This is a genomic window from Kitasatospora sp. NBC_01539 (genome assembly GCF_045040525.1).
Classification (GTDB): Bacteria; Actinomycetota; Actinomycetes; order Streptomycetales; family Streptomycetaceae; genus Kitasatospora.
Window position 1 is genome coordinate 4,619,977 of the sequence record NZ_CP109390.1, and the last position, 14,963, is coordinate 4,634,939.

The 14,963-nt window shown below is 76.2% G+C and carries 10 protein-coding genes and 3 tRNA genes; 8 read left to right on the top strand and 5 right to left on the bottom strand.

Annotation, left to right across the window (positions count from 1 at the left end; genetic code table 11):
* Window positions 1-24: 24 nt before the first annotated feature.
* A complete protein-coding gene (locus tag OG335_RS19975) occupies window positions 25-3,609 on the bottom strand; it encodes a PAS domain-containing protein (protein ID WP_405012485.1) in 3,585 nt (1,194 codons plus the stop codon).
* A gap of 231 nt (window positions 3,610-3,840) precedes the next feature.
* On the opposite strand from OG335_RS19975, the gene OG335_RS19980 reads away from it, so the two are divergent.
* From OG335_RS19980 to OG335_RS19990, 3 genes are all read left to right on the top strand, one after another.
* Window positions 3,841-3,934: transfer RNA gene (locus OG335_RS19980), tRNA-Ser, on the top strand.
* Between the two features lie 304 nt (window positions 3,935-4,238).
* Window positions 4,239-4,314: transfer RNA gene (locus tag OG335_RS19985), tRNA-Arg, on the top strand.
* Between the two features lie 34 nt (window positions 4,315-4,348).
* Window positions 4,349-4,424 (top strand) — tRNA-Arg (locus OG335_RS19990).
* Between the two features lie 48 nt (window positions 4,425-4,472).
* On the opposite strand, the gene OG335_RS19995 is transcribed toward OG335_RS19990, so the two are convergent.
* The gene (locus OG335_RS19995) at window positions 4,473-5,672 is read right to left on the bottom strand and encodes a globin domain-containing protein (protein ID WP_405012486.1); all 1,200 of its coding nucleotides are present in this window, start codon (window positions 5,670-5,672) and stop codon (window positions 4,473-4,475) included.
* 10 nt (window positions 5,673-5,682) lie between these two features.
* Window positions 5,683-6,111, bottom strand: a complete 429-nt coding sequence (locus tag OG335_RS20000) for a globin family protein (protein ID WP_405012487.1) — start codon at window positions 6,109-6,111, stop codon at window positions 5,683-5,685.
* Window positions 6,112-6,398: 287 nt separating this feature from the next.
* On the opposite strand from OG335_RS20000, the gene OG335_RS20005 reads away from it, so the two are divergent.
* The 3 genes from OG335_RS20005 to OG335_RS20015 all read left to right on the top strand — a co-directional run bounded on the left by OG335_RS20005 (window position 6,399) and on the right by OG335_RS20015 (window position 11,373).
* Window positions 6,399-8,975, top strand: a complete 2,577-nt coding sequence (locus OG335_RS20005; protein WP_405012488.1) for an Ig-like domain-containing protein — start codon at window positions 6,399-6,401, stop codon at window positions 8,973-8,975.
* A 203-nt stretch (window positions 8,976-9,178) separates the two neighbouring features.
* Entirely contained in the window at window positions 9,179-10,486 is a 1,308-nt protein-coding gene (locus OG335_RS20010) for an SPFH domain-containing protein (RefSeq protein ID WP_405012489.1), read from the top strand.
* Window positions 10,483-11,373, top strand: a complete 891-nt coding sequence (locus OG335_RS20015) for a C40 family peptidase (RefSeq protein ID WP_405012490.1) — start codon at window positions 10,483-10,485, stop codon at window positions 11,371-11,373. The genes OG335_RS20010 and OG335_RS20015 overlap by 4 nt, the downstream gene beginning before the upstream one ends.
* Window positions 11,374-11,482: 109 nt before the next feature.
* Here the strand turns inward: OG335_RS20015 and OG335_RS20020 are convergent, their stop codons facing one another.
* Window positions 11,483-12,448, bottom strand: coding sequence for an aldo/keto reductase (locus OG335_RS20020; protein ID WP_405012491.1), 966 nt, complete (start codon window positions 12,446-12,448; stop codon window positions 11,483-11,485).
* Window positions 12,449-12,614: 166 nt separating this feature from the next.
* Between OG335_RS20020 and OG335_RS20025 the strand changes: the two genes are divergently transcribed.
* A complete protein-coding gene (locus tag OG335_RS20025) occupies window positions 12,615-12,818 on the top strand; it encodes a hypothetical protein (protein ID WP_405012492.1) in 204 nt (67 codons plus the stop codon).
* Between the two features lie 87 nt (window positions 12,819-12,905).
* Window positions 12,906-13,793 (top strand): tyrosine-protein phosphatase, encoded by an 888-nt coding sequence (locus OG335_RS20030; RefSeq protein WP_405012493.1) that lies wholly within the window; start codon window positions 12,906-12,908, stop codon window positions 13,791-13,793.
* Between the two features lie 40 nt (window positions 13,794-13,833).
* On the opposite strand, the gene OG335_RS20035 is transcribed toward OG335_RS20030, so the two are convergent.
* Window positions 13,834-14,712, bottom strand: coding sequence for an RNA polymerase sigma factor SigF (locus tag OG335_RS20035; protein WP_405015459.1), 879 nt, complete (start codon window positions 14,710-14,712; stop codon window positions 13,834-13,836).
* Window positions 14,713-14,963: the final 251 nt, after the last annotated feature.

The following is a 14,963-nucleotide window of genomic DNA, read 5'->3' on the forward strand; positions in this document are numbered from 1 at the left end:
GCCCCGGGGCCGGCCCGAGCGGTGTCAGCCGCCGACCGCCGAACCGGTCGCGGCGCCCGCGACGGCACCGCCCTCGGCGAGCGAGCCGATCCGGCCGAGCAGGTCGACGATGCGCGCCTGGACGTCGTCCGAGGTCGAACGCTCCGCGAGGAAGAGCACCGCCTCGCCCGTCCGCAGCCGCGGCAGATCCTTCGGATCGAGGTCGACCGACGTGTAGACGACGAGCGGGGTGCGGTGCAGCCGGTCGTTCGCGCGCAGCCAGTCGAGCAGGCCGACCCGGCGGCGGCGGATCTGCAGCAGGTCCATCACCACCAGGTTCGGCTGCACGCTGCTGGCCCGGGCCACCGCCTCGTTCTCGTCGGTGGTGTGCTCCACGTGCATGCCGCGGCGTTCGAGGCTGGCGATCATCGCGGCCGCGATGTCGGCGTCGGACTCGACGAGCAGCACGCGCGGCGCGTGGCTCTCGCTGTCCCGCGGGGCCAGCGCGCGCAGCAGCACGGCGGGGTCGGCCCCGTGGGCGGCGTCGCGGGCGGCCTGGCCGAGGCCCGCGGTGACCAGCACCGGCACCCGCTGGTTGAGCGCGGCGGTGCGCAGCGACTCCAGTGCGGTACGGGTGATCGGGCCCGTCAGCGGGTCGACGAAGAGCGCCGCGGGGAAGCCCGAGACCTGCGCGTCGACCTCCTCGCGCGAACGCACGATGACCGGCCGGTAGCCGCGGTCCTGGAGGGCCTGCTTCGTGGAGGCGTCCGGCTCCGGCCAGACCAGCAGCCGTCGCGGCCCGCCGTCGACGGCGGGCACGAGCACGGTCGGCTGCTCCGTCGGAGTCGGAGTCGGAGTCGGAGCGGGGGCCGGGGCCGGGGCCGGTACACCCGCCGGTGCGAGCTCGGAGAGCGGACGCGGCGGTGTCCGCTGCTCCGCCGCCGCAGGGGTCTGGTCCGCGGCGCTGCCCGGACCGGTGGCCGCGGGCAGGGCCGGCAGCTCCGCCGGGGCGGCGGGGGCGGGCTCCGCGGGCGCCGCGGGCTGCGGGAAGGCACTCGGGAAGGCGGACGCGAACGCGCTCTGCAGCGGCCGCGGCGGGCTCAGTTCGCCCAGCCCGCTGCCCACCGGCTGCGGGGCGGCCGGGGCCGCCGACGGCAGCTCGGGCGCGGCGGACCGCGTCGGTGCGAGCTCGGCCGAGGCAACCGGAGGGGCCGGGGTCGGCAGCGCGACGCCGGACTCCGGCGTCCGACCGGGCGGCAGCGCGGTGGGGCCCTCCGCCGGTGCGTGCTCCGTGACGGACTGCTCCGTGACGGACTGCTCCGGCGCGGGCGCCTCGGGCGCCGCGCTCTCCACCGGCGTGCCGGGGTCGGCGGGCACGGCGAGTCGGCGCCTGCGCCCGGTCGGCTGGACGGCGGGCGCCGCGGCGGGCGGTCCGCCGACCGGCAGTGCGTGTTCGAGGCCGGGATAGAACGGCAGGCCCGGCTCGGGAGCCCCGGGCAGCGGAACGGCGCCCGCGGGCGTCTCGTCGACGGCGGGCACACCCCGGCGCCGCCGTGACGGGCGCCCGGACTCCTGGCCGGATCCCGACGCGCCGTCAGCCGGCTGCCCCGCGGCGGGCACGCCGCCGGGCGGGGTCGACAGGTCGTCCACCGAACCGCCTGCGAAGCCCTCCGCGGGGGAGGACGGGCCGGGGCCGAGGGCGATCGGCGCGTGGGTGCGCTGTCCGGGGACGGGGGCGGGGGCGGCCGCCTCGGGCGCGGTCGTGCCGTCGGAGGACCGGCCGGACGGGCCGGACCCGCCGGGGTGCCGCTCCGCCCCGCCCTGTCCGTCGTCGGCGCCGGGCCCGTGCTCGCCCTGGTGCGGGGCCGGACCGTCGGGGACGAGGGCCTGCGGTGTCTCGACGGACGGGCCGAGGGCGATGGGTCCGCGCCGGCCGTGCTCGCCCGTGGCGGTCCCGGCCCCGGCCCGGTCGGCCGGCGTGCCGGACTGCTCGGCCGGGGCGTCCTCGCGGCGCTCGGCCGAGGGCAGCTCCGGGAGGTCCGGCAGTATCGCGGTGTCGGTTTCCTTGGGCACGCTCGGCCGGCCCACCGCGGCCGCGCGGGCCGCCGCCGGGTCGAGCGGCAGCTCCACGACGTAGGTGGTGCCGGCGCCGCCCGGCAGCTCGTGCCGCTGCAGCACGCCGCCGTGGCGTTCGACGGTGCCCCGGGCGATCGGCAGGTGCACGGGACTGCTCCGCAGGGCGGGGCCGCGCACCTCGATCCGGGCGACCTCGCCGCGCTGGGCCGCCGCCACGACGACCATCGGGGTGTCCCCGCCGGCCGGCGGCAGTGCGGGCACACCGAGCGAGGGCAGCGCGCCGGTGCCGGGCGCGTCGAGCGAGGGGCCGATGCCGCTGACGTCGGCGACCAGGTGGGCGAGGGCGCGGCCGAGCCGTTCCTTGTCGGCGGTCACCTCGACCGCGGCGGCGTGCACCGAGTAGCGCACCCGGCCGGGGCCGACGAGTTCGCCGGCGCGTTCGACGGCGCGCTGCACCACGGTGTCCAGGCCGACCGGCCGGCGCTTCAGCTGCTGCTTCCCGGTCTCCACCGAGGCTTCGAACGCCTGGTGCGCGAGCACCCCGTCGATCAGGGTGCCGAACCGGCGGCACTCGTCGGCGAGCCGGCGCAGCGTCCAGTTCGCCTCCGGCCAGAGCTGCCCGGCCGGGTCGCCGGCGAGCGCGTCGATCCGCCGGTGCAGGGCGGTGAGGGCATCGCCGAGCTCGGTCTCCAGCACGGCCGTGAGGTGCTCGTTGCGCGCGACGAGCGCGAGTTCCTTCGTACGGTCGGTGAAGGTCATCACCGCGCCGACCAGCTGCTCGCCGTCGCGCACGGGCGCCGTGGTGAGGTCGACGGTGACCGGGGTGCCGTCCTTGCGCCAGAGCACGGCGCCGCGCACCCGGTGCTTGCGGCCGGAGACCAGGGTGTCGAGCAGGGCGGAGGCCTCCAGCGCGAGCGGGGTGCCGTCGGCCTGGGAGTGCTGGATCAGCGGGTGCAGCTCGCGGCCGCCGAGCTCGCTCGCCCGGTAGTCGAGTATGTGCGCGGCGGCCGGGTTGACCAGCACGACGCGGCCCTCCAGGTCGACGCCGAGCACGCCCTCGGCCGCCGCGCGGAGGATCATCTCGGTCTGCTTGTGCTGGCGCCGCAGCTCCGCCTCGATGCCGAGGCGCCCGGTGAGGTCGCGCACCAGGAGCAGCAGCAGGTCCTGCCCGGACCCTTCGCGGTACGGGTCGTAGGGGACGTAGCCGCGGTCCTCGCCGCCGGAGCCGTCGTCGCTGAAGTCGTTGCCGGAGACCTCCACGGGGAAGGTGTCGCCGTCGGTGCGGCGGGCCGTCATCCGGACCGGCTTGTCCAGCCCCTCGCTCTCCGCCGCGGGGGGGCGCATCGAGCCGGGGATTCGGCTCGGGTCGAACTCCGGGAGGAGGTCGAGCACGCCACGCCCCACGAGCGAGGTGCCGGGCGCCTGGAGGCTCTCCACGGCGGCCTTGTTCGCGTCGACCACCGTGCCGTTGCTGTTCACCAGCAACAGCGCGTCCGGCAGGGCATCGAGTATGGCGGCGAGGCGAGCAGCGCCTCGGGTCGGCCTGCTGCTCACGTCGACAGGTCTCCTCACGGCTTCGGGCCACCGCAGCGATGGCTCGCCGGCTGGTCACGGCGGGCGCTCGCGGCTCGCGCTCTCCTCGGGCCCCGGCAGTATCTCATTGTTCTTTGCGCTGTGGACGACCCGGCTAGTAACGTTGTCGGTGGTTGGTGTCGGGCCCCTGGGCTGTGGCATCATCACTTGCGCACGGAGTGCGCCCGAGCGGTGGGGGCGCGGTCCGGTGGAGGAGGCTTCGCCTAGTCCGGTCTATGGCGCCGCACTGCTAATGCGGTTTGGGCCTTCAAGCCCATCGAGGGTTCAAATCCCTCAGCCTCCGCCATCGAGGAAGCCCCGCCGACGGAAGTCGGCGGGGCTTCCTGCATTTCCGGCGGGCCCCGCTACGCACCCGCACCGCACCCGGTACGCACCCGCACCGCCCACGCGCCGTCGCGCCTCGGTCACGCCTCCGTCGCGCCCCGCGGTCCCGGCGCGTGCGGGGTTCCCGGTGCGTCCCGGCAGGTCCCGGCGCCCGGGCGGGGCCGGGCCGGGCGCCGCGGGGCGTCCGGGATCAATCGATTTCACCCCAGGTCGACGGTCATGTAATGTTGTCCCCGCACCGCCCCGGAGGAAAGACGCCAGGGCGAGCGCTCATAGCTCAACGGATAGAGCACTTGACTACGGATCAAGAGGTTGCAGGTTCGAATCCTGCTGAGCGCACCACACCTTGCCGCGGCGGCCCCCAGGGGCCGTTCCGGCGCTCATAGCTCAACGGATAGAGCACTTGACTACGGATCAAGAGGTTGCAGGTTCGAATCCTGCTGAGCGCACCACCCGAAGGCCCCGGACACCGTCCGGGGCCTTCGTCGTTCCTCCCGGCTTCAGGCCAGTTCGGTGCGGTTGATCCAGGCGACGTCGCGCTCCTCCAGGAACCGCTCCGGGGCCGTCAGCGGGCGGGAGCGGTTGAGGGTGCGCGGCACGGGGTCGTGCCGGATCAGCTCGGGGTCCGCGCCGAGGCCGATCAGGATCTCCGTCACGGAGGGGGCGAGGTCGGGCGGCCCGCTGAGGAGCACCTCCCGGTTGGAGCAGTCGCCGAGCCGGTGCAGGCCCTCGTGGAGGAGCGCGACCGCCTCGCCGCGCGCCGATCCGTCGGCGGGTGCGGCGAGCACCACGTCGAGCCGCACGCAGTCGGCCACCATGGCGTGCACGGCGTCGAGGTCGTAGTGGTCGGCGTCGGCGCGGGCGCCGAGCATCACGGTGACGTGCCGGGTCCCGTCCCTGACGACCTGCTCGACGACGGCCTTGACCTGGGCCCAGCCCGTGCCGCCGGCGACGGCCAGCAGCGGTCGCCGGGACGTCGCGTCGAGCACGGCCTCGCCGATCGGCGGGCCGATCCGCAGCCGGTCCCCGGGCACGACGTCGTTGACGAGCACGGGGGAGAGCTGTCCGTCCGGCACCCGGCGGACGTGCACGTCGAGCGTGCCGTCCTCGCGGGGGGCGCACGCGATCGAGAACGGCCGCCAGACCTGGGGCACCCGGGGCGAACAGAGCGTGAGGTACTGGCCGGGGACGTACGGGTACGGCCGGTCGGGAGCGAGGGTCAGCACGGCGACGTCCGGTGCGGCGCGGCGGCGGCGCACCACCTCGGCCTCCCACCAGGCGGGGGTGTCGGCGGGGACGGCGGCGGCCGCGTCGATCATCGCCTGGGAGATGACGGTCCACGCCTCCGTCCAGGACTTCTCGTCCTCCACCGTCCAGGAGTGGCCGCAGACCTGCTGGAGGGCGGCGATGAGGCTGGCGCCGACGGCGGGGTAGTGCTCGGGGGCGGCGCCGAACTTGCGGTGGTCGCGGCCGAGGGCCGCGAGGTATCCGGTCAGCCGCTCGGGTTCTTCGAGGCGGCCGATCAGGTGGGTGATCGCGGCGAGCAGCCGGTCGCGCTGCTCGTCGAGCTGTTCCGGGAAGAGCGCCCGCACGCCGGGGTTGTGGGCGAAGAGGTGCGCGTAGAAATAGGTGGTCAGCTGGTCGGCGCGACGCTCGGCCACGGCGAGGCCGGCGCGGAGGACCGCGGGGTCGAAGGCCACCGGAGCGGTCTCAGTCGCGGGCCGCGGATCGGACGGCGTCCGCCAGCGCGCCGCCCATGGTGTCCGTGACGACGCCGTACACGGCGGTCCACGAGGCCTCGGTCTCCGGGGTCCACGCGTCGCCCGCGAAGTGCGCCAGGGTCGCGAGCAGGCTGCCGCCGACCGCCGGGAAGTGCTCGGGCAGCGCGCCGTACGCGGCGTGGCGGCGGCCGAGGTCCTGCAGGATCCCCACGAGGGTGTCGGTGTCCTCCAGGTGGGTGACCAGCGCGCCGAGAGCGGCGAACAGGCGGTCCTGCTGGTCGTCCATGTGTTCGGCGAAGAGGCCGCGCACAGCGGGGTGGTGTTCGAAGAGGTGGCGGTAGAAGTAGGCCGTCACCTCGGTGCCGTGGGGTTCGACGGCGGCGAAACTGCTCTTCACGAGAAGGGGGTCGATGCTCACGTGCGCCGACTCTACTGACGCACCGACAAATCGAACAGGTCCCATCGGCGAATGATCGGAAACAGGCGGGGATTTCCGATCGTGATCTCGCCGGAATGGCGGGAAACCGCCATCTCCGCAGGCATGCTGACGTTCCGCCGGGTCGGGGCCAATCGGGTGCACATGCGGACGTGTCGTCCGGTGTCGTGGTTTGACGGATTGTCCGCCGTGGTTCGCTTTTGTCGGATGTTATGGCCGCGTCATCTCTCGGCTGCGCGGCACGCCCCACGGCAGCGAAGGAGAGCCGGATGAACCGACGGTTCCGCCCGTCCGCACCGGTGTCCGGTGCCGGCCGCCGGACGGTGGAGGCGCCGCGACCCGCCCGGACGCGCCGCCCGGCCGCGGCGGCACTGGCCGCGGCGCTCCTCGCCCTGTCGGCGGGGGTCGCGGACGCGCAGCAGAGCCCGGCCGCGTGGGGTAAGGACCGCCGCGCCGTGCTGCCGTCCGGTCTCGCCGTCCAGATGGACTTCTCGCCCCTTCCCGGGGTCGCCGCGAGCGCCGCCCCCGGAACGCTCGGCCGACGTGCCGGAGCAGGCGAAGCGTACACGGACGGAATCCGGCCGGGTGATCCCGCCGAGACCTTCCGGATCGGCGGGGACAGGCCGTCCGCGGACGGTTCCTGGCGCACCCTCGGGGAGCTCCGGATCACCTTCTCCCGATCCGTGCGCAATCCCCGGCTGCACGTCAGCGGCCTGACCGCACGCGCCACCGGAGCCGCCGGCACCACCGCCACGGCGGCCCGGCTCACCGTCACCGGGGCCACCCCCACCGCACCCACCCTGGTCGGCCGGACCGCCTGGACGGGCTGGACCGCCGCCGGGAACGAACTCGCCCCGCCCGCCGACGCGAACGCCGACACCGCCGCCGACGGCACCGGCACCGTCGAACTCGCCGGCACCCTCTCCGGGGTCACCCTCCGGATCGAGCAGCGCACCACCGCCCGCAACGGCTCCACCACGCCGCCGCCCGCGCTCGTCCCCGCCCTCACCGTCACCCTCGACGAATCGCTCGGCACCGCCCCGCAGAGCTACGGCAACGCCTCGCACGTGCTCTCCGACCTCTACCTCGGCCAGGACGCCGCCGACGAGGCCCACCGGTCGCGCGCCGTGCCGCCGCCGCTGGTGCGGCCGCTCGTCCCCGCACCGCCCGCCGACGGCCCGGGTGCCGCCGTCCCGCCGGGGGGCACGTCCGCCGACCGGACGGACGCGGGCGGCCGCCCCGAGGTGCCGGCCACCCGCCCGCTGGTCGAACTCGCCCCGGGGGCCGGCGGGCGCAGCATCTGGGCCAGCCCCGTGCCGCCCCGCACCGGCCCGGGCCGGGCGCCGTACCAGGGCGCGGACCCGACGCTCGTCTTCCCGGCCGACGCGGTGACCGGCGGCACGTACGGGCTGGACGTGCCCGTCGCCACCGGCGGCGGCGCGGCCGTCCTCGCCGGCTGGGTCGACTTCGACCGCAACGGCCGGTTCGACGCGCTGGAACGCGTCCAGACCGAGGTCGCGGCCGGTGCCGACGCCGCCCGGCTGGAGTGGACCGTGCAGGGCCGGGTGGTGCCGGGCGACACCTGGGCCCGGCTGCGGATCGGGCGCGACGCCTCCCAGATGGTCGACCCCGCGGGCTTCGCCGACTCCGGACAGGTGTCCGACCAGCGCATCCGGCTCGCGCCCGGACCGGTCCGTCCGGAGATCACCCTGCCGGTGGACGGCACGGCGACCGCCGACGTCCGGCCCCAGGTCGCCGGCGCGGGGACCGCCGGTGCGGCCGTCGCCGTCACCGACGGCGCGGCCGCGGTCTGCCGGGCCACCGCGGGCCAGGACGGCACCTGGGGGTGCCGCCCCGACGCCGCTCTCGCGGAGGGCCCGCACGCGCTCGTGGCGGAGGAGTCCGCGACGGGTGGTGCGGTGCGCCGGAGCGAGCCCGTCCGGCTGACCGTCAAGACGGCGCCGCCCGCGGCTCCCGTCCTCACGCTGCCCGAGTACACCAACGACCCCGGCCTCCTGGTCACCGGCCGCGGTGAACCCGGCAGCACCGTCTCGGTGACCGAGCCGCCCGGATCCACCCGGATCGCCGGGGAGCTCTGCAGCACCGGGGTCGGCGCCGACGGCACGTGGTCCTGCCTGCCCGTCGAGCCCCTCGACGAGGGGGCCCACCGGCTCACCGCCAAGGCGGTGGACGCCGCGGGGAACACCGCCACCGGCCGGCCGACCGCCCTCACCGTGGACACGGTCGCGCCCGGGGCCCCCGCGCTGGCGTCGCCGCGGGCGGGCGAGAGCGTCCCGTCCCGGCCGCGGTTCGGCGGCCGGGCGGAGGCCGCCGCCACCGTCACCGTGACCGCGCGGACGGGCGGCGGGGAGCGGACCACCCTGTGCAGCGGGACGGCGGCGGCCGACGGGGCCTGGTCCTGCGTCGCCGACGCCCCGATGGCGGTGGGCGAGCAGGTCGTGTCGGCCACCGCCACCGACCGGGCCGGCAACGGTGCGGCGGCGGCACCGGTCGTCGTGCACGTGACGGAGGAACGGCCCGGCCCGGCGGAACCGTCCGTCGATCCCTCGGCGGTCGCGGCCGCACCGACCGGCGGCACGCCCGCTGCGGGAGCACCCCCGGTGTCCCCGTCGCCGACGGTGTCCGGGGAGCCCGGCGCACCCTCGCCCGCCGCCGTCCTGCTGGCCCACGCGATGGCCCCGCCGCCGGACCGCACGGCGCTGTCGCAGTCGGGCGGGGAGGGGCTGCACCTCGTGCTGTACGTCGCGATGCCGCTGGTCACGCTGACGGCCGGCCTGCTGCTGCGGCGCATGCTCGCCCGCGGGTCCGGGGCCCGGCGCCGCTGACCGCGCGGCCGACCGCACCGGCGGCCGGACCTCGGGTCCGTGCCGCCCGCCCGGCGGCCCCGCCCGGTCGGCGGACCACCCGTCGACACGCCCACTGCTGTCCGCTATGTCTCATTTGATGACTTGTCAACTTAGCCTGGCACCGGCGCTGCCCGTCAGATCCGGGCCCCCGTTGTGCCGCACTCGAACCCGAGGATCCGCGCATGGACGTCACCCGCGACTCGTCGCCACGACCCGCCCCCCACCCGGCCCCCCTGCCCGACCTCGCGGCGGGTGGCCCCGACGGGACCGGCGCGGCCGGATCGACCGCCGCCACCGGAAAGGCCCAGCCGCCCCGGGCGACGAGCGGAGGCCTCACCCGGCCGCTGCTCCGCAAGGCCGCCCCGTCGGCCCGGCCCGCCCCGGCCGCCCCGCCGGTCCGGCCGGACGACCAGGACGGGCCGCCCACCCGGCCGCTGACCCCGGTGCGCCCCCGCCCCGGCCCCGAGGCCGAGACGCCCGCCGCGCGCCGCCCGCCCCGCGTCGACCAGGCGGTGCGCGAGCGGCACGCCCTCACACTGCCCGGCTGGCTCGCGCTGCTGATGCTCCTCGCCGGTGCCGCCGGTGTGCTGGCGATCCTCGTCCGGGCCGGTGTGCTGCCGGAGTTCGAGGCGCTCCCCGACATCCGCACCGACGCCGTACGCCGCGGGGGCCCGGTCGGCCTCACCGCGCCCGAGATCGCCGCGGTCGCCGGGCTCGGCCTGATGCTGGTCACCGTCCTCGCCGGACTGCTCTCCAACCCCGGGGGCGAGGCCCGCGTGCTGACCCGCTGGGGCCGCTACCGCGGCACCGTCCGCCGGGCCGGTCTGCTCTGGGTCAACCCGCTGGTCCGCCGGCGGCGGGTCGACGTCCGACTGCGGCACTGGCGCAGCGACCCGGTCACCGTCACCGACCGCACCGGCACGCCCATCGTCGTCCGGCTGCTCGTCGTGTGGCGCGTCCGGGACACGGCACGCGCCGTGCTGTCCGTCGCCGAGCACGAGGCCTACCTGCGGGAGCAGATCCACGCGGTGCTCAGCCGTACCGCCAGCCGCCTCCCCTGCGACTCCAACTCCGGCCCCGGCCCCGCGCTCCGCGACGGCCAGTGGTTCGCCGACGAGCTCAGCCGCGCGCTCGCGGCGGAGGCGCACGCGGCGGGCCTGGAGGTCTACTCCGCCCAACCCCTCGCCCTCGAGTACGCGCCCGAGGTCGCCGAGTCCATGCGCCGCCGCCGTCTCGCGGACCTGGACGCGGGCCTGCGCACGGTGCTCGTCGACGACGCCGTCGAGGCCGCCGCACTGGCCGTCCGGAGGCTGGAGCGGGCCACCGCCCACGAGCTCGACGAGGCCGCCCGCAGCGCGCTCATGGAGCACCTGCTGGTGGCGTTCGTCGCCCCGGCCGGGGTGACCGCCCCGGTGCCCGCGCCCGCCGCCCGCACCGCCCGCACCGCCCGCAAGGAGGGTGCGAACCGCACCGACGGGCGGCAGGCGTGACGATAGCCGCAGGCAGCGGGCTGATCGGCTTCGCCGAGGCGGTGCCGGCCGACTGCCGCTGCGGGCCGTGCGTCGAGGCGCTGCGGGTGCGTCCGGCCGGTGGCCCGGCGGCCCGCTCCGCAGGCCGCAGGACGCTGCGCTCGGTCTGCCTGTCGGCCGCGGTGCTCGCCGGGCTCGGCGCCGGCGCCCCCGCGGCGCAGGCCTTCCCCGTGCCGGACGGTCCCGGCTGGGACGGCGCCCGCTACTGGTTCCGCAACGCCGACGGCGTCTGGCGCTACACCACCCGCCCCGGCGTGTACGAGGCCCGGCCCCGGCCGCTCGCGGCCTCCGCGTCCTCGGCCCCGGCCCGCGGCCCGGCATCATCCGCGTCCGTGTCCGCGCCGGCCGTCGCCCGGCCGGCCCTGCGGCAGGGCTGGGACGGCGCCCGCTACTGGTTCCGCAACGCCGAGGGCGCCTGGCGCTACACCGCGCACCGGTCGGTCTACCTCGACCGCACCGGCCGGTCCCAGGGTGCCGGTGCCGACGCCCGCCGCGAGAGCGCCGTGGCGTTCGCCCTCGCGCAGCTCGGCCGGCCCTACCTGTGGGGCGGCGACGGCCCCGGCGGCTTCGACTGCTCCGGCCTCGTGCAGCAGGCCTACCGCAGGGCGGGCGTCGTCCTGCCGAGGGTCGCCGACGACCAGTACGCCGCCACCACGCCGGTCGCCGCGGACCGGCTGAGCCGCGGCGACCTGCTCTTCTGGTCGGACACCGGGCGGGCCTCCGGGATCGAGCACGTCGCGCTGTACCTCGGCGACGGCCGCTACGTCGAGGCCCCGCGTCCCGGCCGGTCCGTCCGGATCGCCGTGCTCACGGCCGACCGCTACCCGACCCACTTCGGCCGGCCGTAGCCCGCCGCGGGCCTCCACGGGTCGAAAAGTTGTCCACAGGCTGTGGACGGAGGTCCGGCACCGGACTCCGTCCACAGCCTGTGGGTTTCCGCCGCGCGGGCGGTCGGGCTCAGGCCGAGGCCTCGTCGAGCAGGGCCGTCTCCTCGGGCGACAGCCGCAGGTGCACCGAGGCCAGCAGCGGCGGCAGCTGGGCCGCGGTGCGGGCGCTCGCGATCGGCGCCGCCACGGTCGGCCGGGCGGCCAGCCAGGCGAGCGCGACGGTCGACGGCTCCGTCCCGCGGGCCGCCGCCACCTTGTCGAGCGCCTCCAGCACCAGCGGGCCGCGCGGCTGCGCCAGGTAGCGGGCCGCGCCCTGGGCCCGGGCGCTGGCCACCTCCGCGCCGCCCGGCCGGTACTTGCCGGTGAGGAAGCCCGAGGCCAGCGCGTAGTACGGCACCGCGGACAGCCCGTGGCCGGCCGTCACCTCCGCCAGGTCCCCCTCGTAGGTGCCGCGGGAGACGAGGTTGTAGTGCGGCTGCACCGCGACGTACCGGGCCAGGCCCTCGCGCTCGGAGAACGCCAGCGACGCGGCGAGCCGCTCCGGGCCGATGTTGGACGCCGCGACCTCGCGGACCTTGCCCTCCCGCACCAGCTCGTCGAGGGCGGTGACGATCTCCTCGACCGGTGTCTCCGGGTCGTCGCGGTGCGTGTAGAAGAGGTCGATCCGCTCGATCCCGAGCCGCCGGAGCGACTCCTCGGCGACCCGCTTGACGTTCGCGGCCTTCAGCCCGGACGCCTCCGGGTGCATGCCCGCCTTGGTCGCGACCACGATGTCCTCGCGGTTGCCGCGGCTGCGCAGCCACGCGCCGATGACCGTCTCGGACTCGCCCCCGCTGTTGCCCGGCACCCAGGCCGAGTACGAGTCGGCGGTGTCGACGAAGTTGCCACCGGCCGCGGCGTAGGCGTCGAGGACGGCGAAGGACTCCGCCTCGTCCGCCGTCCAGCCGAAGACGTTGCCGCCGAGGGCGAGTGGGAAGACGGCGAGGTCCGAGGAGCCGAGCGTGACTCGGCGGGCGTCGTTTCGGTAAGCGCTCATGCCAGGAGTCAACCCGATCGCCGGGCGGCGTCTTCCGGCATCGGGAGGGAGTTCACACACCTGTCGCACGGGCGCCCCGCGGGCCGGTGGGGAGGGTGCGTGGAGATCACCCCGGGGAGGGGTCCGGACTGTTCCGCCGGCCGCAGGGTTGGCTAGAGTCCTCGGCATGGCTGACAACGACTACGACCCCGCCGGCAGCACCCAGATGTTCCGGGCGTTCGTCGACGAGACCCCGGCGCCCCAGGCCCCCGGCGCCGTCACCACCTACAGCAGCAACGGCGGCGGCTCCAGCCGCACCGGCGTGATCGCCGTGGCCGTGCTGGTCGCGCTCGCCGTCGTGGGCGGCGTGATCTGGCTCGCCGTCAAGTAGGGCCGCTCCCCGGTCGGCGTCCGCGCCCCGGGGCGGTCCCTAGACTGGGCGGGCCCACGCCGTACACCCCTGCCAGGAGCCGCCGCCGTGACCCAGCCCACCGAGACCGCTCGCAGCCTGGGCCTCCGAGGCGCGGTCAACGCCCGTGACCTGGGCGGGTACCGGACCTCGGACGGGCGGACGGTGCGGCCGGGCGCTGCCCTGCGCGCGGATGCGCTCAACCGTCTGACCGACGGCGACCTCGCCGTGCTGTCCGACCACGGGCTGCGGCAGATCGTCGACCTGCGCAGCCTCGACGAGGTCCGCGAGGCCGGACCGGACCGGGTCGCCGGGCTGCCCACCGCCGCGATCTCCGCCGCGGAGCTGTCGGCCACCCCGGTGACCGTCGAGCGCACCAGCCCGGACGGCATCACCCTGCACCACCTGCCGGTCTTCGCCGAGGACTTCGACATCTACGTGGCGCTGCGCAACGCGCTCGCCGACCGCGACGCCGACAAGCAGCGGGCCCTGCTCGGGGGCGGCAAGGCCGAGGCGATGATGATCGGCCTCTACCGGTGGTTCGTCACCGACGCGGTCGCGCGGGACCGCTTCGCGACCGTGGTCCGGCTGATGGCCGAGCCCGACGGCACTCCGCTGCTGTTCCACTGCTCCGCAGGCAAGGACCGCACCGGCTGGACGGCCGCGATCGTGCTCACCGCGCTCGGCGTCGACCGCGACACCGTGTACGCCGACTACCTGCTCACCAACGAGCGCTCGGCCGCGATCATCGAGCACGTCGTCGACAGCTTCGGCACCCGCGGCCTCATGGAGGAACCGGCGCTGCTCCTCCCGGTCTTCCGGGCCGACCGCCGCTACCTCGACGCCGCGTTCGAGGAGGTCGAGGCGGCCTGGCCGTCCTTCGAGGACTTCTGGCGCGACGGCCTCGGCCTCGACGACGCCGTGCTCGACGGGCTGCGGGCCAACCTGCTGGACTGACCGACCCGGCTCCCGGCCCTCCGGGACCGGCCCGCCCGGATCAGCCTTCCGAGATCAGGCCGGCGCGGAGCTGGGCGAGGGTCTTGGTGAGCAGCCGGGAGACGTGCATCTGGGAGATGCCGATCTCCTCGCCGATCTGCGACTGCGTCAGGTTGCCGAAGAAGCGCAGCATGATGATCCGCCGTTCGCGGGCGGGCAGCCGGGCCAGCAGCGGCTTGAGGGACTCGCGGTACTCGACGCCCTCCAGCGCGAGGTCCTCGTAGCCGAGCCGGTCGGCCAGCGGGCCCTCACCGTCCTCGTCGCCGGGCGCGGAGTCGAGCGAGCTCGCGGTGTACGCGTTGCCGACGGCGAGGCCCTCGACGACGTCCTCCTCGCTGACGCCGAGGCAGACGGCGAGCTCGGCGACGGTGGGGGAGCGGTCGAGCTTCTGCGCGAGTTCGTCGCCGGCCTTGGTGAGTGCCAGCCGCAGCTCCTGGAGCCGCCGGGGCACCCGCACCGACCAGCTGGTGTCGCGGAAGAACCGCTTGATCTCGCCGACGACGGTCGGCATCGCGAACGTCGGGAACTCCACCCCGCGGTCCGGGTCGAAGCGGTCGATGGCCTTGATCAGCCCGATCGTGCCGACCTGGACGATGTCCTCCATCGGCTCGTTCCGGCTGCGGAAGCGGGCCGAGGCGTAGCGCACGAGCGGCAGGTTGAGCTCGATCAGGGTGTCGCGGACGTACGTGTGCTCGTCACCGCCCGGCTCCAGGCCGGCGAGGCGGCGGAACAGCGCGCGGGAGAGCGTGCGGGTGTCCATCGGCCGGTCACCGACCACGGCCGCGTCCGGGGTGACGGACGCCCCTGCGGCACCGTCCTCCGGCGCGACGGCCTGCTCGGGGACGACCTGGTGCCCCGGCACGACCGTGCCGGGCCCCATCGGGTCCGGGAGCACCGGTACGTGGATCACCGGGTGCGGGACGTGCTGCGCGGGCAGCACCGGACCTGCGGGCCGCTCGACGGGCCCCTCTTCGACGACGACCGCACCGGCCGGCTCTGCGGACACGCGCCCACCCCCCTCGTGACTGATCGTTCAACGGACACCACCGCTGCGTGGTTCCCGTCGGCGTCCCTCCCCCCACATACCGGCACACCGCCCCCGGCAAACCCGGCCGTCGCAAGATGTCACGC